Below are 19109 nucleotides of genomic sequence, written 5' to 3'. Positions count from 1 at the left end.
ATGTTTGCATTATCTGAACGAGCACAGGATTTTATCGCGCGAACACAAGCTTTTATTCAACAAGAAATAGAACCGATTGAAAAAGCATTTTGGGATGAAGTACATCAACTCAATGTCGATGGTGACTGGACCAAATGGCAGTGGCCAACTCAACTCGAACAACTCAAAACCAAAGCCAAAGCAGCAGGCTTATGGAATATGTTCTTGCCTGATGCTGAACTGGGTGCAGGTTTATCGGTACAGGAATATGCACATATTGCTGAATTGACGGGACGAAGTTTACTGGCTCCGACAGTATTCAACTGTAATGCACCTGATAGTGGCAATATGGAGCTGCTATGGCGTTATGGATGTCGGGAACAAAAACAACAATGGCTGCAACCTCTACTAAATGGTGATATTCGCTCTGTATTCTGCATGACTGAACCTGCGGTCGCGTCGAGCGATGCGACTAATATGCAAGCCACGGCAGTGATTGACGGTGATGAAATTGTTCTGAATGGGCGTAAATGGTGGTCATCTGGCTTGGGTGATCCGAATGCAAAAATTATTATTTTTATGGCTTATACGCCAGACCCTAACAAAGATCGTCATCATCAACACTCAATGGTATTGGTGCCGATCGACACGCAAGGCGTAACGATTGAAAGGATGTTGCCTGTGTTTGGTGATTACGATGCACCGCATGGACATGGACAGGTCAGTTTTGACAATGTGCGTGTACCTGTGAGCAACTTTATTGGTGGTGCGGGTCAAGGATTTGAAATTGCTCAAGGGCGCTTAGGGCCTGGTCGTATTCATCACTGTATGCGTTGTATCGGTGCAGCGGAAAAAGCGTTAGAACTCATGATTGATCGTGGCATGTCACGCAAGGCATTTGGTAAAGAAATTCTTAAACTTGGCGGCAATTTAGAACGTGTCGCGGAAGCCCGTGTGCAGATCGATCAAGCTCGCTTATTAACGCTGTATGCAGCTTATAAGATGGATACCTTAGGCAATATGGCAGCACTCACCGAAATTTCTGCAATCAAAGTCGTTGCACCGACTGTATTGCAAAACGTCGTTGATATGGCGATCCAAATTCACGGTGGTGAAGGTGTATCACGCGATACTCCGCTGACAGCATTTTTCAATCAAGCACGTAGTTTACGTTTAGCTGATGGACCTGATGAAGTGCATAAGGGCATGATTGCTAAATTAGAATTGAAAAAACGTGGCTATGGCCGTTAATAAGGATAAAAACAAAATGACAATGATTGATATCGGCGGTCAGGTTCGTCACGGTGAAGAATTGGATATTTCCGCTGTTGAAAAGTGGTTAAAAGATCAAGGTGTTCAACTGCAAGGTCAAGCACAAGTCACTCAATACTCAGGAGGTGCTTCGAATTGGACCTATCGTTTGCAATACGACAATCAAGATTTAATCCTACGACGTCCACCGAAAGGCACTAAAGCCAAATCAGCGCATGATATGGCACGTGAATACAATGTGCAGAAGCATCTTGAGCCGTTCTACCCTGTCTTGCCTGAAATGGTTGAATTGTGTCAGGACGAGAACGTAATAGGTTGTGATTTCTATGTCATGAAACGGATTGAAGGCATCATTCCGCGAGCTAATTTACCCAAAGAATTAGAATTGAATCAGTCACAAGTTCAACAGTTGTGTCTGAATGTTTTGGATAAATTAATTGAATTGCATCAAGTGCCATATCAAGGTACAGAACTGGAAAAACTGGGCAAAGGCGAAGGCTATTGCCGCCGTCAAGTTGAAGGTTGGGATGCACGTTATAGTAAAGCGCTTACGCCAAATGTACCTGATTTTAGCTTTGTGCGGAAATGGCTACAGCAACATATTCCAGCGGATTCTAAAACTTGTGTCATTCATAATGATTGGCGTTTTGATAATGTCATTTTAGATACTCAACAACCTACTACAGTGATCGGAGTGTTGGACTGGGAAATGGCGACTATTGGCGATCCGCTGATGGATTTAGGCAGTGCTCTCGCCTACTGGATTCAAGAAGATGACGATGCATTGATGAAGTCTAGTCGTCGTCAACCGACCAATCTACTAGGCATGCTGACACGTCAACAGGTGGTGGACTACTACTTGGAAAAAACTGGTTTGCAACCTGCCAATTGGGCATTTTATGAAGTATTTGGTTTGTTCCGTTTGGCGGTGATTGCTCAACAGATTTATTATCGTTATTACCATCAGCAAACCGATAATCCAGCCTTTAAGGATTTCTGGATCATGATTCATGCCTTACATATTCGGGCACTAAAATTAATTGCACAAAACAATGCTGAAGCACAGCAGTTAATTCCTGAATATGGGGCGAAATTACAGGATATTTTAAAACGATGACCACTATCTATTTGGTACGACATGGGCAGGCATCATTTGGTGCTGCGAGTTATGATCAGCTTTCAGCCAAAGGTGAACAACAGGCGCAGGTGGTGGGTGATTTTTTTAAACATACCTTGAAAGAACGTCCTTTAGTGCTTGCAGGATCAATGCAGCGGCATCAACAAACAGCACAATTAGCCTTGGCTCAAGGTTTTAATGATGCACCAATTCATACAGAGTCGGTTTGGAATGAATTTGATCATCAACAAGTATTTGCCAAATATGATGAACGTTTTAATCAACCTGAGTTATTGAAGCAGGATGTTGAGTTAATTGCCAATCCACGTGCTTATCTTGCCAAAATCTTTGATGGCGCGATTGAACGCTGGATTGGAGAGCAATATGACCATGAATATCATGAGACATGGTTAGGCTTTCAAACACGTGTAGAAGGTGCTTTACATGGTTTATGTCAGCACATTGATGCCACACAACCACGTCAGGCTGTAGTGTTTAGTTCAGGTGGTGTGATTTCTGTGGCGGTTGGGAAGGTTCTAGGTCTGAATGCTAAACAGATTTTTGCGCTCAATTGGTCGATTGCCAATGCCAGTATCACCACATTGCGTTGGACAGATGGTCGTTTGCAATTACTCAGTTTCAATGAGCATCACTATTTGAAAGCGCGTGATGCTGAACTCTTAACATGGATATAAATAAGAATAGGTGAAGGAAATGACAAAGACGATTTTAATTACAGGTGCAAGTTCAGGTTTAGGCGCTGGTATGGCACGTGAATTTGCAGCCAAAGGCTACAATTTGGCATTGTGCGCACGCCGTTTAGATCGTTTGGAATCCTTACAACAAGAATTGCAAAGCCAGTTTGCAATTCAGGTCAAAATCAAAAGTCTTGATGTGACTCATTACGATGATGTTTTTACGGTTTTTAAAGCTTTTCAGCAGGAATTTGGGACAATTGACCGGATTATTGTCAATGCAGGTGTAGGTGATGGTCGTCGTATTGGTAAAGGGCATTTTGAAGTAAATCGTGCCACAGCGGAAACCAACTTTATTTCAGCATTGGCACAGTGCGAAGCAGCAGTTGAAATCTTCAGAGCGCAAAATAAGGGTCATTTGGTGGTGATCTCCTCAATGAGTGCAATGCGCGGTTTACCGAAGCATTTGTCGACCTATGCTGCGAGCAAAGCAGCAGTGGCACATTTAGCGGAAGGCATTCGTGCAGAGTTGTTGGATACGCCAATTAAAGTTTCAACCATTTTCCCTGGCTATATTCGTACTGAAATGAATGAGGGTGCGAAAAAACTACCGTTTGAAGTGGATGAAAAGACAGGTTGCAAGGCGTTGGTTAAAGCCATCGAGAAGGAATCAGTAAAGGCTTATGTACCGCAGTGGCCATGGTTGCCAATGGGCATAGCAATGAAGATTTTGCCGTTAAAATTGGTGAATAAACTGAGTTAATTACTATTCAAAATAGATCGGAGATATCTCTATTTGGAAAGTTTGACAGCCTCATATAGGCTGAATCATTGACCTGTTTGGATATAGGCGTTTCCTTACTTTTCATGGGTGAGGAGTTTACTCCGCAAGTTAACAAAAATCCTTTGTTGGACTGATGGTATATCCCTATACCACAGTCCAACGGGCGGCATCCATGCCGCCTGTCACGATAGTGAATACCGTTTCAATATTAGATAATGAAAATAAACTAGGGGCTAAATTACGACAAAGCCGTAATCAATTTTTGGTGTAAACCACCAAAACCACCATTGGACATGATCACAACAGCATCGCCCTCGCCTGCTTCATTCACTACACGGGCAATGATGTCATCCAAAGAGCGGCTGACTTCAGCCTTGTTTGAAGATGCTGAGATTACAGGTTGTAAATCCCAGTCTAAACCTTCTGGTTGATACCAAATTACCTCATCCGCTAAACGTGCAGAGTGCGCCAAACCATCTTTATGACTGCCCATACGCATAGTGTTAGAACGTGGTTCAATGATTGCCCAAAGTTTACGTTCACCAAGACGTTTACGTGCGCCGTCGAGTGTAGTTTCAATCGCAGTTGGGTGATGGGCAAAGTCATCATAGACTTCGATGCCACGCACAGTACCTAACAGCTCCATACGGCGCTTTACACCACCAAAGTTAGATAATGCTTCACAGGCTTGTTCAAGGCTGACACCGACATGCTGAGCAGCAGCAATCGTTGCCAAAGCATTGGCTACACTATGCTGTCCTGTCATATTCCATTTTACTTCCCCGATTGCCTTGCCATTTTCAAGGACTTTAAAATGGCTACCATCGGCACTGATCAGCTCCGCTGATAAAGCAGCTTGGTCATTAGGTTCAAGACTGGTGCGAACCACAGGCGTCCAACAGCCTTGTGCTAATACTTCATCAATATTGGTTTCAGTAATTGGAGCAATAATACGACCTTCGCTTGGAATGGTGCGTACTAAATGATGAAACTGTTTTTGAATCGCAGCAAGATCATCAAAAATGTCAGCATGATCAAATTCAAGATTGTTTAAAATCGCAGTTTTTGGATGATAATGGACGAACTTAGAACGCTTATCGAAGAAAGCAGAATCATATTCATCAGCTTCCACACAGAAATATTTGCCACCACCTAAACGTGCGCTTTCGCTAAAACCAAGCGGTACGCCACCAATTAAGAAACCTGGATTTAAACCTGCTTGATCGAGTACCCACGCCAACATTGTAGTCGTCGTCGTTTTTCCATGTGTACCCGCGACACCTAAGACATGTTTACCTTGTAGCACATGATCAGCTAAGAATTGTGGGCCAGAAATATAAGGTAAACCTTCATTGAGCATATACTCGATGGCATCAATACCACGTTTCATGGCATTGCCGACGATCACGAGATCGGGATGTGGTTGCAAATGGCTACGATCATAACCTTGCATCAGTTCGATGCCTGCATTTTCGAGTTGAGTCGACATCGGTGGATAAACATTGGCATCTGAACCTGTGACTTTATGTCCTAAATCTCGTGCTAATAGAGCCAAAGACCCCATAAATGTGCCACAAATACCCAAAATATGCAGATGCATAACTCGCCTACTCCACTGCTTTGCATACAGCACGGAACACGTGTGTATGATTGTCGTTATCAATAAAATTCAATCGCAACGATAGCAAGGCTTGCAGTGAAAAGATAGTCAAAATTCGTTGTTGTTCTTCACTTAAAATTTAAGCGAGAAGTGTCAAAATTTCATCGCTGTAGTCGCAAAAAAATATAAACTATCTTCTTCACCATTTTTTAGAAATTTAACAACTTTATTCAGTGGAAAGATGAAATGTTCACCATCTGTTAGTACTGCAGCAAGTTCAATTGAGTGATCCAAATTATTAAAAAGTTCAGGATTTAATTCCTTAGCTGTTTCATAATCAACCCAATGCCAATTTGTATTTTTATCATTTTTTCTGATTGTTTCTCCTACATATGCACCTGTACGTAGAACAGTTTTAAATCTTAGATCATCAGAAATTTGATCTAAATTATTTTTCTTTAAATCTAACAAATATTTATCTATAAATTTCAAACTTTCTACAGAATAATCTAGTTTTTGAGGATCTAAGGCTTCAAAACGATATACAGGGTCATTTTTTTCACTATAGAACATGTTGGCTAAATCAGATAGGGCTTCATTTTGGTTATCTAAATCTAATTCTATCGCGTGGTTTGTGCTCATCGAAAACAGTAAAATAGTCAGTAGAAATAACTTTTTCATAATCCTTATGTTTCTCAAATCTTATTCAAAAACGGATTTTACTATAAAATTATTACAAAATTTTTAGAGTAAATACAATTGAGCCCGACGCTTTTAGCCCTGTGTTTATTGATTATTTCAAACTGTTTTATGACCTTGGCATGGTATGGACATCTCAAAATCTTACACGATGCTCCGCTTTGGCAAGCGATTCTATTTAGCTGGTGTATCGCTCTACTCGAATACAGTTTTATGATCCCCGCAACGAAATTATTAAATCAATATGGCTGGAGCTTGGGAGAAATGAAAATTACCCAAGAAGTCGTGACACTATTGGTCTTTGTTCCGTTCATGATTTTTTTATTTAAACAGCCATTTAAATTAGATTATGTCTGGGCAATGTTGTGTTTGCTTGGGTGCGTCTACTTTGTTTTTCGTAATCAGAGCTAGTTTTTCTATGCGATGCTTAATCGTTTCTGTAGTTGGGGATGCCTGAAAAAAACGCTATAATATCCCCCAATTTATTCCTTTGTGCTTGGCGCAAGTCGAGACACTCTCCTCTTTTTATCTTGTTTTGGAAAAGCCAATGAATGCGGTCGCAACAGATAACCAACCTTTAGTCGGGATTATCATGGGTTCTCAATCGGATTGGGCAACACTTGAACATACCGCAAACATGCTCAAACAGTTGGGTGTGCCTTTTGAAGCTGAAGTGGTTTCTGCGCACCGCACACCAGATCGTTTATTTGAATATGCTGAAACAGCACGTGATCGTGGTATCCAAGTGATTATCGCGGGTGCTGGTGGGGCTGCACATTTACCAGGAATGTGCGCAGCAAAAACTGATTTGCCAGTGCTTGGCGTGCCAGTGAAATCTTCGATTTTAAATGGTGTTGATTCGTTGTTATCGATTGTGCAGATGCCTGCAGGTATCGCGGTAGGCACATTGGCAATTGGCCAAGCTGGTGCAACCAATGCAGCAATTATGGCAGCTCAAATTCTAGGTTTAACACGCCCAGAGATCGCAAAAAATGTTGCAGATTTCCGTACTGCACAAACTGAAAAAGTATCGAGTAATAACATTCCTGGTCAAGTATAACGAGGTTGATCATGAATAAAACCATCGGTATTTTTGGTGGCGGACAGCTTGGACGCATGATGGCGCAAGCCGCTTTACCACTCAATATTCAATGTAGCTTTTTCGAAGCAGAAACAGATTGCCCTGCGGCTATTCTAGGTCCTGTATTTTCAAGTAAAGATCCACAAGCGCTTCAAGCTTTCATCGCAAGTGCTGAAGTATTCAGTCTTGAGTTTGAAAATACGCCTGTAGCTGATGTGGATGTTCTGACTCAGACAAAAACATTACACCCTCCTCGTCTTGCTTTGGCGACTGCTCAGAACCGTTTAGCTGAAAAAGGCTTGTTTGATGAGTTAGCTATTCCTGTTGCGCCCTATCGCGCAGTGGATAGCTTGCAAAGTTTAAAGCAAGCTGTTGATGAATTAGGCTTACCGATCGTATTAAAAACCGTAACAGGTGGCTACGATGGTAAAGGTCAGTTCGTATTGCGTTCAGAAGATCAAATTGATACAGCTTGGGCTGAACTTGGGCCTGCAAAAAGTCTAATCGCTGAAAGTTTTGTGAAATTCAGTCGAGAAGTATCGATTATTGCAGTACGTGGACAAGATGGCGATGTCAAAACGTGGGCATTGGCAGAAAATCATCATCACAATGGTATCTTGTCACACTCGATTGTTCCTGCGCCAAACAGCACAGATCTACAGCCTGTTGCACAAGATTACATTACCCGTTTATTGAACCATTTGAATTATGTGGGTGTGCTTACGCTTGAGTTATTCGTAACTGAGCAAGGGCTTTATGCCAATGAAATGGCATGTCGTGTACACAACTCAGGACATTGGTCGATTGAAGGTGCGATTTGTTCGCAATTTGAGAATCATATTCGTGCAGTTGCAGGCTTACCACTTGGTGCAACGGATGTTGTTCGTCCAACTGTGATGGTAAATATCATCGGGCAACATCCTAAATCTGAGGACGTTTTAGCGCTGAAAGGTGCTCATTTACATCTTTATAATAAGTCTGAGCGTGCTGGTCGTAAGTTAGGACATATTACTTTGATGCCGAATAATTCTGATGAATTAACAGATTTATGCCGTCAATTGGCTCAAATTTTACCTGTGCCTTTAGCTTTGACGACTGATATGAATATCTAAGTTATCCACAATGCAACGAAAAGCGATCCTTGGATCGCTTTTTTATTGGCTTAATGTTTTTGAATTTAAAAATGTATAATGAATTTGGTTGTGGATAACTCTTGCTGGTGTTTTGAATTTAAACAAGGTGTCCTTAATTTGAATTTAAAACTGAGTTTTGGTTGTTAGGTTGCTTTTAAATTCAAAAGTATAGGGTGAGATTTAAATTTAAACTTGATGATTTAAGTTGTTTTGAATTTAAATTTTAGTGGTGTGTATCAATGACTATATGCTGATTTTAAAGAGAAAATTGGCTTAATTCATCTTCTTGATAGTTTTAGGGTGATTGCTAAGGAAATAAATTTAAATTGAGTGATTTTTTTGAATTTAAAACAAGCTGTATCACTTGGATTGTGTTTTGAATTCAAAAAAAGATGTGTTGATTTGAATTTAAAAACGATAGGTCAAAGTTTTAAATTTAAAAATCGCAAGTTTTTATGAATTTAAAATATTTATTTAAATTTGAAAGACAAGAAATGAATTCAAAGTTACGATTCCAAACGATACATGCTGTTGCTGCATGCTATCTTGAATACGAAATTTAAATTCAAAAATTCTGGTTAAGACATGAAACATTTTTTGCGTTTTTTTCTAGGCACTGCCTTATTCACTTTATTCAATCAAGCTCATGCGGAACTGGTGATTAATGGTGCTACCATTTCAGCTACCACTGTAACGCCAACTAGCAACGTTTATTCTCCAAGTTCAAATTTTCAGGGATGTTTGGCAAATTTACGTTCTCAAGCCATCGCATCTGGTGTTTCTGCTTCGACCTATGATCGTTATACGCAAAATCTAATGCCAGATTATTCAGTGATTGATAAATTAAATTATCAACCTGAATTTTCGACGCCGATTTGGGATTATTTATCAGGTTTGGTTGATAACGAGCGTGTGCAAGCAGGTCAACAGAAACTTACACAGCATCAAGACGTACTACGCCGAGTAGAACAAGCCTATGGTGTTCCAGCAGAGACAGTCGTTGCTGTTTGGGGAGTTGAGAGTAACTATGGTGACATTTCAGGTAAATATCCTTTATTACAGGCTTTAGGCACTTTGAGCTGTGAAGGACGTCGCCAAGGTTATTTCCGTGGTGAGTTTTTTGCAACAATGCGTATTTTACAGCGTGGAGATTTAACCCAGGACCAACTTTATGGTTCATGGGCTGGAGCATTTGGACATACGCAATTTATGCCATCAACCTATGAAAGCTTAGCTGTAGATTTTGATGGAGATGGTCGCCGTGATTTGGTTTCTAGTACGACCGATGCGTTAGCCTCTACAGCAAATTTCTTGAAAAGAGCAGGTTGGCAAACAGGAATGCCATGGGGATTTGAAGTCAAAATTCCTGATGGAATCTCGATTTCAGGTGAAAGTCGCCGTAATAAAAAATCACTTAATCACTGGATTGCACAAGGTCTTACACGTGCCGACGGTACCGCTTTAATTCAAGGAAATCTCTCTGGCAGTACATTGGCGGGTTTAATGGCACCAGCAGGTTCAAATGGGCCAGTATTTTTGGTCTTCAAAAATTTTGATGCGATTTATAGTTATAACGCTGCTGAAAGTTATGGATTAGCGATTGCTCATTTATCTGACCGATTACGTGGAGGTACGCCATTTTTAACTTCATGGCCGACGGATGATCCTGGTACTTCACGCGCGGAACGCCGCGAAATTCAACAATTTTTACTACAGCGTGGCTATGATATTGGTGTAGTAGATGGGCTAATAGGTGATAAGAGTCGTCAAGCTATTCAACAAGAACAAACACGACTTGGCTTAAATCCAACTGGACGCGCAGGGCAGCAAATATTACGAGCTTTCCGTCAAGAACAAGCAAAACAAATGATGCAATAAATCATTTATCAATAATTTAAAAAGAAAAAGGTCTACTTTAAGTAGACCTTTTTCTTATGGTTCAACGTCTAATTTGACCGCTTCTAAGATATCAAAAATAACCGCAGTCACATCTTGGCTCAAATCTCGATCATTAAAGATTTCATAAGCAGTAATAGTGACATCTGTATCGCTTGGTAATTGTTTTTGTTCTTCTTCGATCAGATGTTCGATAGGTAATAGCGTTTGTTTTACTTCTAAATGAAGAATCTCATCATAAGTCACATTTTCATCTTCAAGTTCAACGATTTGCTCATTGAAATATGGAATCAAAATCGAGTGGAGATAAGGGCTAATATCTTGAATATTCAAGATCTCAATATCACGAGTTTGTTCAATCGTACTGATGTGGTCGTTCACTTCAATGAGGATATGATAATAACTCATGTTGATCTCCGTTAAGACTAAGATGATGTTTTATCAACACAATAACACGAATAAATCCAAAGAATCGACCTATTCTTGTTACCTGAATAGAAATGTAGATTTCATGTGATTTTATAGAGGGATCATCATTAATTTGTATGATTTAACAGTGCGAGATCAGTTGCTGTTAGTTGGAAGTTTTTGGGATCTTGCTCCTTAATTCGTGGATACATCAATGATTTAGGATTATGTGTATGTTTCAATCCCAAAGCATGTCCAAATTCGTGGGCTAGGGTTAAGCGTAAATCATCAATCGAAGAAAACTCATAAATAAAGATCTGTTTTCCTTTAAATTGCCCTTTATGAATGAGTTGAGGTGCAAAGTTTTGATTAAAGCGATCAACGGACTGAGTTAGCTGTTCGTGAAGTTGTTTTAATTCATCTGTTTTAACCTGAATTTGTTGATGGTTACGATCATGATCATTGATCAGGATTTGTAAGACATCTCTCTGCTGTTTGAGTAGTTTTGTGCGCTCTTGGAGTAAGTTTAAATTTTTTGTATTTGATTTATTGAGATATTTTTTCTGAGCGCTTGCGTAAGCATTGAGTTGGGCCTGATATTTAATTTTTTGTAATTCTAATTGGGTATGCAATTGTTGAGAGTCTTGCTTCAGTTTTAGTAGTTTTTGATTCTCATCTAACCAAAACTGCTTTTCTTGTTCTAGATTTTTGAGATTTTCAGTTCGTTTCATACTACGAACTTGACGCTGATCAAAGACCAAATTTACAGTAAATGTTGCTTTGGGATCATAAACAAAATAGCGTTTTCCCGTACCTTGTTCCCAAATTGCGGCGGCTTCTTGACTAATTTCAACCATTTTTTGCTTACTAATGTTTAAGCGAGGATCAAGGTCTGCAATACGATAGTGTAGAGGCGAATCATCATCTTCCGCCTCATCCAGATGTTGAGACACAGGGTGAGCATGAGTATGGATTGAGGTAAATGCTGAAATAATGATAAACAACAGCCAAGACAACGGATGCATATACAGGAGATAAACTGGAAAAAGGACGTATTTTATTCAGTTAAAATGATCAGTCAATTTTCTTAAAAAACCATTTTTACTATTTTTTCTTAATAATGGAGTTCTAAATAAAATAGGGAATTAGCTTTAAAATTGCCATTTTTTGTGTTTTTTATGTACGAAATTTGAATAATAAAAATAATTACAGCATGTTAGATTTAATAATAAACTTTGAATATTATGTGAAATTAACCTCAATATTTACTTTTCTATTCATCTAATAAAAAAGTTTGTTTGTCTAATAAATATACCGAATGGTTAAATTGATCGGTGCAAATCAAGTTCTTAATATGATTAATTGACGGCACGAACCAACTCTTGTTGATCTGCATGTGCTAGTGCAAATCGTTCCATATTTTGTTTTTGAATGACAGGATACATTAATGACGTTGGATCATCAGTGTGATCTAAACCTAAGGCATGACCGAACTCATGCGCAAGAGTCATACGTAAGTCATCTTTGGAAGAGAACTCATACACAGAGATTTGTTTTCCATTAAATTGACCTTTGTGGAAAAGGCGTGGTTGGAATGTTTGGTTAAACTGATTTGCCGAAATTGCTAATTGTTGATTGTTTTGGTTTAACCCTTTGATTTGTTGATTTAGTTGTTGCGTTTTTTGACTGTGTTGTTGGATTGCTTGTTTCAATTCAGCAGATTGTTGCTGTAGTTGTTTTTGACGTTGTGCTAGTTGATCTGCCCATTCTTTAGAGGAAGATCGCATTTGATTGAAGCGTTGTACATCTGCATTGTATTGTTGGAATTGTGCAGTGAGTTGGCTTTGTTTGCTTGCAATTGAGGCGGTTGCACGTTGTATCTCATCTTTTACTTGTTGTATTTGTAGAGAGTCGATTTCCCATTGCTGCTGTTGTTGCTTAAGTTGATTGAGACCTTGTAGGCGATTTGAGGTGTGTTGTTGACGGTCATCGTAAACTAGATTGATTGTAAATTCAGCACTTGGATCATAAATGAAATGCTTTTTACCCGTTTCTTCTTCCCAAATTTTTGCAGCTTGCTGAGTCAGTTCAAGGACTTGTTTGCTACTCAAATTAAAACGAGGATCTATTGGAGCGATACGATAGCGTAGGGGCATGTCAGCAACTTGATGCTGATGCGAAGTTGCATTGTGCGGGTTATTTTGAGCATGGCTTAAACTGCTAATATTTAGACTCAAACACGCAACAATAATGGACAAAGCTTGATAACGCATGAGCAACATCCCCCCAAATAAAATTCATTTTTGAGCAAAATTTTGATGTCGTCAAAACGCTATCTAATTAATAATTAATATGAAAAAGTGTGATTTTTTTCCTTAAAATAAAAAAAATAATGCGATTCATAGCACAACGCAATAAAAGAGAGATGGAGTCTATATTGTTGTTTTTTTATTCATAACATTAGATTAATCAATGCTTTAAAATTGATCAATTGACCGAAAGTGCATAACTTAAGCTTCTTTTTAGTTAAAAATCAAATTGTTATTTTTTGTAATTTAATTTTTTAATGAGATATACTTCACCTTCTATAACTTTCTCTATTGCACGCTTTGAAGTAACTCCAAATCAGCAGGTTTTAAACGGAAATCATTGAGGTCTTGATCTTGCATTAATGGATGCATCAATGCTTGTGGATCATTATGATGGGAGAGCCCCAGCGCGTGTCCAAATTCATGAGCAAGAGTGAGCCGTAGATCATTTTCAGATTGGAATTCATATATCAAAATCTGTTTTCCGTTAAATAGCCCTTTGTGAAAAAGGCGTGGCTGAAAGCGCTGTCGATATAATTTTACAGAACTATCAAGTTGTTGATCTAACGAATTTAAGCTGTCAATTTTTCTATTCAGTTCGACAATGTTCTGATTAAAGTTATCAATCTCAAGCCTGAGTTTTTGTACAAGCTGTTGTAATTCGTATTGTTGCTGTTGGAAATATTGGCGATCATGATCAGTAGCATTTTGTTTAGCCAACAATACTTGATGGTTATAGTTTTCAATCTGTTGATTTAATTCTTGTTTTTTTCGATCTAGGCTTTGTTTATTGAAGGCTAATTGCTGTTCCATTTGATCTAATTCTTGTTTTTTATTGATCCATTCTTGTTGATTCATTTTGAGTTGATTGAGATGAGCGCGTTGTTGTTCACTCTCAAATTGACGCTCATCATAGATCAAGTGAATTGTAAGCTGAGCATTTGGATCATAAACAATATATTGCTGACCTGTTCCATCGTTCCAAATCGTCGCTGCTTGTTCGCTAATTTGTCTTACTTGTTCGATGCTGAGTTTAAAACGTGGGTCAACATCGCCGATACGATAACGTAGGCGGGTATCAAAAGGATGAAGCACTCGATCTGAAAGCGCATTAAATTTGAGTTGTGGATGTTCCCGACTTTGATAATTTAGCCAAAATACAGCAATCAGTATAAATATAACAATCAGAAGGCGGGGCATTTTTTGAATATTCTTGTCTAAGCTTACATTGCATCAATGTTGTAGAAGCATATTATCTTCATACATAAAGTAGCACTACTGTAAAAGAGTGGATTAAGAAAATATATCATTGTGTTTAGGCTTTTGCTTTAATAACGCAATACTTGGAATGATAAAAATAATCAAGGAATGCAGATGCGCAACTATTTATTAAAAGTACCTGATCACCAGTGGAATGCGAGTTCACCAGCAAAAAGTAGTTTCCAAAATTTAAAGATTCAATACTTGGGAACAGCAGGATTTATTCTTTCAGATCAACATCGAACTATAGTTTTGGATCCTTTTATTAGTCGTCCGAATTTTTGGCAAACATTCACGCAACCTTTGCTCAGTGACCCAACTTTAGTCAAAAAACATATTCCAAATGCCGATGATGTGTTAATTGGACATGCGCATTACGATCATATCTTGGATGCACCAGAGGTATGTAAACAAACAGGTGCACGCCTAATTGGTTCGAAGGCTACTTTGATGTATGGGAGATCGGCAGGTTTGTCTGAAGCACAAATGCTGGAAACCAAAGGTCGAGAAATTATTGAATGTGGGCAATGGCAAGTTGTTGGGCTGCCATCGATTCATGGCAAAGCATTGTTTGGTCGGGTGCCATTACCAGGGGATATGACTACACCGCCACCTTATCCACCGAAATTTCATCACCTACGGCATGGTCAAGTGTTTAATTGGTGGATTAATACGGGGCATCTTCGCGTTGTACACATTGATTCAGCTGATTTTATTGAACAAGAATTACAAGGGAGGCAAGCAGATATTGTCTGTTTATGTGCGATTGGACGCAAATATCGGCCGAACTATGTCAAAGATGTCGTGCGCTTGCTGAAACCTAAATACATTATTCCATGTCATTGGGATACGATGCTCACGCCTATTGATCAACCACCAAAATTATTACCTGGTGTGAATATCCCTAAATTTTTAGAAGAAATAAAAGCTTTTGGAGTTGAACCATTATTTATGCCAATTTTGAGTGAACTATATTTCGATCAAAATAATGAATCTTAAAATAAAAAAAACCGCGCTTTCGCGCGGTCTTTTTAAAGAGACAAATTATTTTTTGTCATCTTTAACTTCTGTGAACTCAGCATCTACAACGCCATCGTCCGCTTTTTGTTGTTGACCCGCATCGCCACCTTGGAATGCATTTGGATCAAAACCTTCTGCGCCGCCAGCACCTTGTGCTTGTTCATAAGCACGTTGAGTGATTGGCATCAAGATGTTTTGTAAAGCTTCAGTTTTCGCTTTGATGTCTTCAACATCATTTTCTTTAGTTGCTGCTTCAAGCTCAGAAACCGCAGTAGCGATTGCAGTTTTTTCATCTTCAGTCACTTTGTCACCTAGATCTTTAACTGCTTTGTTTGAGCTAGATACTAAAGCATCTGCTTCGTTACGAGCTTTCGCTAACTCTTCAAATTTGCGGTCTTCTTCAGCATTCGCTTCAGCATCTTTAATCATTGCTTCGATTTCAGCATCAGACAAACCTGAGTTCGCTTTAATCTGGATTGATTGCTCTTTACCAGTGCTCTTATCTTTAGCCGATACTTTTAAGATACCGTCAGCGTTGATGTCGAATGATACTTCAATTTGCGGTACGCCACGTGGAGCAGGTGGGATATCGCCTAATTGGAAGTTACCCAACAATTTGTTTTGTTGAGCCATTTTACGTTCACCTTGGTAAACAGAAATATCTACAGCAGGCTGGTTGTCAGCAGCAGTAGAGAACACTTGTGATTTCTTCGCAGGAATCGTGGTGTTCTTCTCAATGATTGGTGTTAATACACCGCCCATTGTTTCGATACCTAAAGTTAATGGTGTTACGTCTAATAAAAGAACGTCAGTTTTGTCACCAGACAATACTGCACCTTGAATCGCAGCACCGATTGCAACCGCTTCATCAGGGTTGACGTCTTTACGTGGCTCTTTACCAAAGAATTCTTGTACCTTTTGTTGTACAAGTGGCATACGAGACTGACCACCAACTAAAATTACGTCAGAGATGTCTGAAGTCGAAAGACCAGCATCTTTAAGCGCGATTTTGCAAGGCTCGATTGTACGAGCAACTAAATCAGCAACTAAACCTTCAAGTTTTGCACGCGTTACATTGATCACTAAGTGTTTAGGACCAGTTGCATCAGCGGTGATGTATGGAAGGTTGATTTCAGTTGCATTTGATGAAGAAAGCTCGATTTTTGCTTTTTCAGCAGCTTCTTTCAAACGTTGTAACGCAAGTGGATCATTTTTCAAGTTCACACTTTGTTCTTTCTTAAATTCTTCAACCAAGAATTCAATTAACGCGTTATCAAAGTCTTCACCACCAAGGAAAGTATCACCATTTGTTGATAACACTTCGATTTGTTGGTCGCCATCAAGGTCTGCGATTTCAATGATTGATACGTCGAATGTACCACCACCTAAGTCGTAAACTGCAACTTTACGGTCGCCTTCTTTTTTGTCCATACCGAACGCAAGTGCCGCAGCAGTTGGTTCGTTAATGATACGTTTAACATCAAGACCTGCAATTTTACCCGCATCTTTAGTTGCTTGACGTTGAGCATCGTTAAAGTAAGCAGGAACTGTAATCACTGCTTCAGTAACTGTTTCACCTAAATAGTCTTCTGCAGTTTTCTTCATCTTTTTCAAGATTTCAGCAGAGATCTGTTGAGGCGCTAATTTTTTATCGTTTACTTCAACCCAAGCATCACCATTGTCTGCTTTGATGATTTTGTAAGGTACAAGACCGATGTCTTTTTGTACCGCTTGATCTTCATAACGACGACCGATTAAACGCTTGATTGCGAATAATGTGTTTTTCGGGTTTGTTACAGCCTGACGTTTAGCGCTTTGACCAACTAAGATTTCACCATCTTTATAAGCGATGATTGATGGAGTTGTACGTGCGCCTTCAGCGTTTTCGATTACTTTTACTTTATCGCCTTCAAGTACAGCAACACATGAGTTGGTAGTACCTAAGTCAATACCAATAATTTTTGCCATTTGGGATGTTCCTCTAAAATTTTGTGAACCCCCTGATTTCCTATTTAATAAATGGAATTTAAAAGGGGATTTGCTTGTTATTCGATATGAGAGTCAATCGGTTTTTTTCAAGCATTTTTATGAAAAAAAATCAAAAAACTCTCGAATTATTGTGTTTTGAGCAAAATTTTAAATGCTCAACGTCAATTTATTGACCAACCATCACCATTGCTGGGCGGAGTAGGCGACCATTTAAGGTATAACCTTTTTGCAATACGGTGCCGATTTGGTTCGCTTGAGCGTTTGGATCGATACCGACCGCTTGATGAAGGTCTGCGTTGAAACCATTTTGTGTATCTGCTTCAACCACACCAAATTTTTCAAGTGTAGTCAGTAGCGATTTCAAAGTGAGTTTTACACCTTCAAGCAAAGGTGTTTGTTCATCACCAGCGGCTTGAATCGCACGTTCAAGATTGTCGACTGAATCCAACAACTCTTTAGCAAATTTCTCAAGAACGGTATCTTTGTGTTTTTCAGATTCACGCTGGATACGTTCAACACTCTTTTGTGCTTCGTACACGGCATTTGCGGTACGGGCTTTTTCAAGTTTCAAGCTTTCTTCGAGTTTGGTGATTTGCGCTTGTAAATCTTCAACGCTAAGCTCGTTTGCTTGCTCTACACCTTCAGCTTGAGTTTGTTCAGTTTGTTGCTCATTTTGAATGTCTTGAGCTTGCTCATTTTGCTCATTAGCCATTGATGATCTCCGTTGAAAAAAGTTCTTAAACATGTACAGTCCTTTTGGCGTGAATGCTCATAGGGTTAAACCCGAACTGCCACATCTTGGTCATTCATAGATAGGGATGAAGTATGGGCAAGGCGACAAAATTCAAGCGTTCAGGTTGATTTAAATCTTTTAATTTTGCTGATTTAAGTAAAAATTTAAGTTTTCGATGACAAAAGCAATAAATTCTTGTGTGATTTTCGGTAAATGTTGCCTTGATGCATAGACTAACGACAAGGTTAGGTCAGGTGCAGAAAAATCTGTAAATACCTGTTGCAAACGTTGTTGCGCAATATCCTGACGCACCAATAGCGTTGGTAACATGGCAATGCCTTCTGCTTTGAGACACATTTGATACAGCGCAATCACATCATTACTTTTAAACGTAACATTTAATGGATAATTCTGAGGTTGTTGATCTGTATCAAACAAAGTCCAATACTGATTATGCGTATGGTGGGCTATACATTCATGCTGAATCAGTTGGCTTGGGTGTGAAAGGGGAGTGTGATCTTGTAAATAATGTGGATGCGCACAAAAGATAGATTCAATATCACAAACAGGCCGAGCAATTAAACCATCAGCAACTTTTTGTGTAATTCTGAGTGCAAGATCAACCTGAGCATCCATCAAATCAACCGTATTTTCAGTTAAATACACATCAAAATGAATGTGTGGATATAATTTTTTAAATTGCTTAATGCATTCATTTACCCCTAGTTGAAACAAAAACAAACCACAAGTAAAACGGATCGTACCACTATGTTGTTCAGGTGCAGCCAAACCTTCAAGCAACTGTTGCTGCTGTAAAATATTCTCACAATAGACCAAGGCTTTTTCACCCGCAGGGGTAAGAGAAACTTTACGTGTATTACGCTGAAATAGACGAGTAGAAAAGGTTTGTTCCAAGTGTTCAAGATAGCGTGACACCATCGCTTTCGAATAGTCTAAATGTTCTGCTGCTTTACTCAAATTGCCTTGTTGAGCAATACATACAAAAACTTGAATGGCTTTTAAAGTATCCATATAGAATTCTTATTGTTGCAATTTATGCAATATTTTATCTTAATTTAGGGTGTTTATTTGGCAATAATTGCAACTTAAAGTGTTTCTTATCAGATAGGAGAC

At 39.1% G+C, this 19109-nt stretch carries 18 protein-coding genes; 9 read left to right on the top strand and 9 right to left on the bottom strand.

The window, feature by feature from the left end; genetic code table 11:
* Genes H2677_RS15645 through H2677_RS15630 form a run of 4 tightly spaced genes read left to right on the top strand, consistent with a single transcriptional unit; the run spans window position 1 to window position 3826 of the window.
* Window positions 1-1230 carry an acyl-CoA dehydrogenase family protein gene (locus H2677_RS15645; protein ID WP_212638894.1) on the top strand — a complete coding sequence of 410 codons (1230 nt, stop codon included), beginning with the start codon at window positions 1-3 and terminating at the stop codon, window positions 1228-1230.
* 16 nt (window positions 1231-1246) lie between these two features.
* Window positions 1247-2368 (top strand): phosphotransferase family protein, encoded by a 1122-nt coding sequence (locus H2677_RS15640; RefSeq protein WP_212638893.1) that lies wholly within the window; start codon window positions 1247-1249, stop codon window positions 2366-2368.
* Window positions 2365-3063 (top strand): histidine phosphatase family protein, encoded by a 699-nt coding sequence (locus H2677_RS15635; protein ID WP_129261197.1) that lies wholly within the window; start codon window positions 2365-2367, stop codon window positions 3061-3063. The genes H2677_RS15640 and H2677_RS15635 overlap by 4 nt, the downstream gene beginning before the upstream one ends.
* A gap of 19 nt (window positions 3064-3082) precedes the next feature.
* Entirely contained in the window at window positions 3083-3826 is a 744-nt protein-coding gene (locus H2677_RS15630) for an SDR family oxidoreductase (protein ID WP_004914490.1), read from the top strand.
* A 259-nt stretch (window positions 3827-4085) separates the two neighbouring features.
* Here H2677_RS15630 and mpl read toward each other — a convergent pair whose 3' ends face one another.
* Window positions 4086-5447, bottom strand: a complete 1362-nt coding sequence (gene mpl, locus H2677_RS15625) for a UDP-N-acetylmuramate:L-alanyl-gamma-D-glutamyl-meso-diaminopimelate ligase (protein WP_005403981.1) — start codon at window positions 5445-5447, stop codon at window positions 4086-4088.
* Between the two features lie 153 nt (window positions 5448-5600).
* The gene (locus H2677_RS15620; RefSeq protein WP_212638892.1) at window positions 5601-6128 is read right to left on the bottom strand and encodes a hypothetical protein; all 528 of its coding nucleotides are present in this window, start codon (window positions 6126-6128) and stop codon (window positions 5601-5603) included.
* A 129-nt stretch (window positions 6129-6257) separates the two neighbouring features.
* On the opposite strand from H2677_RS15620, the gene H2677_RS15615 reads away from it, so the two are divergent.
* The 4 genes from H2677_RS15615 (at window position 6258) to H2677_RS15600 (ending at window position 10238) form a co-directional block, all read left to right on the top strand.
* Window positions 6258-6557 (top strand): DMT family protein, encoded by a 300-nt coding sequence (locus H2677_RS15615; protein ID WP_004914485.1) that lies wholly within the window; start codon window positions 6258-6260, stop codon window positions 6555-6557.
* Window positions 6558-6693: 136 nt separating this feature from the next.
* Window positions 6694-7206, top strand: a complete 513-nt coding sequence (gene purE / locus H2677_RS15610; protein WP_004914484.1) for a 5-(carboxyamino)imidazole ribonucleotide mutase — start codon at window positions 6694-6696, stop codon at window positions 7204-7206.
* Window positions 7207-7217: 11 nt separating this feature from the next.
* Window positions 7218-8339, top strand: coding sequence for a 5-(carboxyamino)imidazole ribonucleotide synthase (locus H2677_RS15605; RefSeq protein ID WP_004949955.1), 1122 nt, complete (start codon window positions 7218-7220; stop codon window positions 8337-8339).
* A 606-nt stretch (window positions 8340-8945) separates the two neighbouring features.
* Window positions 8946-10238, top strand: a complete 1293-nt coding sequence (locus H2677_RS15600; RefSeq protein ID WP_212638891.1) for a lytic murein transglycosylase — start codon at window positions 8946-8948, stop codon at window positions 10236-10238.
* A gap of 54 nt (window positions 10239-10292) precedes the next feature.
* Here the strand turns inward: H2677_RS15600 and H2677_RS15595 are convergent, their stop codons facing one another.
* The 4 genes from H2677_RS15595 to H2677_RS15580 all read right to left on the bottom strand — a co-directional run bounded on the left by H2677_RS15595 (window position 10293) and on the right by H2677_RS15580 (window position 14173).
* The gene (locus H2677_RS15595; RefSeq protein WP_004914476.1) at window positions 10293-10664 is read right to left on the bottom strand and encodes a hypothetical protein; all 372 of its coding nucleotides are present in this window, start codon (window positions 10662-10664) and stop codon (window positions 10293-10295) included.
* A gap of 128 nt (window positions 10665-10792) precedes the next feature.
* On the bottom strand, window positions 10793-11689 hold the full coding sequence (locus H2677_RS15590; RefSeq protein ID WP_212638890.1) for a matrixin family metalloprotease: 897 nt from the start codon (window positions 11687-11689) through the stop codon (window positions 10793-10795).
* 333 nt (window positions 11690-12022) lie between these two features.
* The gene (locus H2677_RS15585) at window positions 12023-12937 is read right to left on the bottom strand and encodes a matrixin family metalloprotease (protein WP_212638889.1); all 915 of its coding nucleotides are present in this window, start codon (window positions 12935-12937) and stop codon (window positions 12023-12025) included.
* A gap of 324 nt (window positions 12938-13261) precedes the next feature.
* The gene (locus H2677_RS15580; protein ID WP_212638888.1) at window positions 13262-14173 is read right to left on the bottom strand and encodes a matrixin family metalloprotease; all 912 of its coding nucleotides are present in this window, start codon (window positions 14171-14173) and stop codon (window positions 13262-13264) included.
* A gap of 174 nt (window positions 14174-14347) precedes the next feature.
* On the opposite strand from H2677_RS15580, the gene H2677_RS15575 reads away from it, so the two are divergent.
* Entirely contained in the window at window positions 14348-15232 is an 885-nt protein-coding gene (locus tag H2677_RS15575) for an MBL fold metallo-hydrolase (RefSeq protein ID WP_212638887.1), read from the top strand.
* A 45-nt stretch (window positions 15233-15277) separates the two neighbouring features.
* On the opposite strand, the gene dnaK is transcribed toward H2677_RS15575, so the two are convergent.
* The 3 genes from dnaK to H2677_RS15560 form a co-directional block, all read right to left on the bottom strand.
* Window positions 15278-17221 (bottom strand): molecular chaperone DnaK, encoded by a 1944-nt coding sequence (gene dnaK, locus H2677_RS15570; protein WP_004949942.1) that lies wholly within the window; start codon window positions 17219-17221, stop codon window positions 15278-15280.
* Window positions 17222-17408: 187 nt separating this feature from the next.
* Window positions 17409-17954, bottom strand: coding sequence for a nucleotide exchange factor GrpE (grpE, locus tag H2677_RS15565; RefSeq protein WP_005158808.1), 546 nt, complete (start codon window positions 17952-17954; stop codon window positions 17409-17411).
* Between the two features lie 159 nt (window positions 17955-18113).
* Window positions 18114-19007: a LysR family transcriptional regulator gene (locus H2677_RS15560; protein ID WP_004949938.1), complete on the bottom strand. Its 894-nt coding sequence runs from the start codon at window positions 19005-19007 to the stop codon at window positions 18114-18116.
* Window positions 19008-19109 lie beyond the last annotated feature (102 nt).

The organism is Acinetobacter junii (genome assembly GCF_018336855.1).
GTDB lineage: Bacteria > Pseudomonadota > Gammaproteobacteria > Pseudomonadales > Moraxellaceae > Acinetobacter > Acinetobacter junii.
Note: the sequence above shows the minus strand (reverse complement) of the source record. Positions and strands in the feature narration are given on the sequence as shown.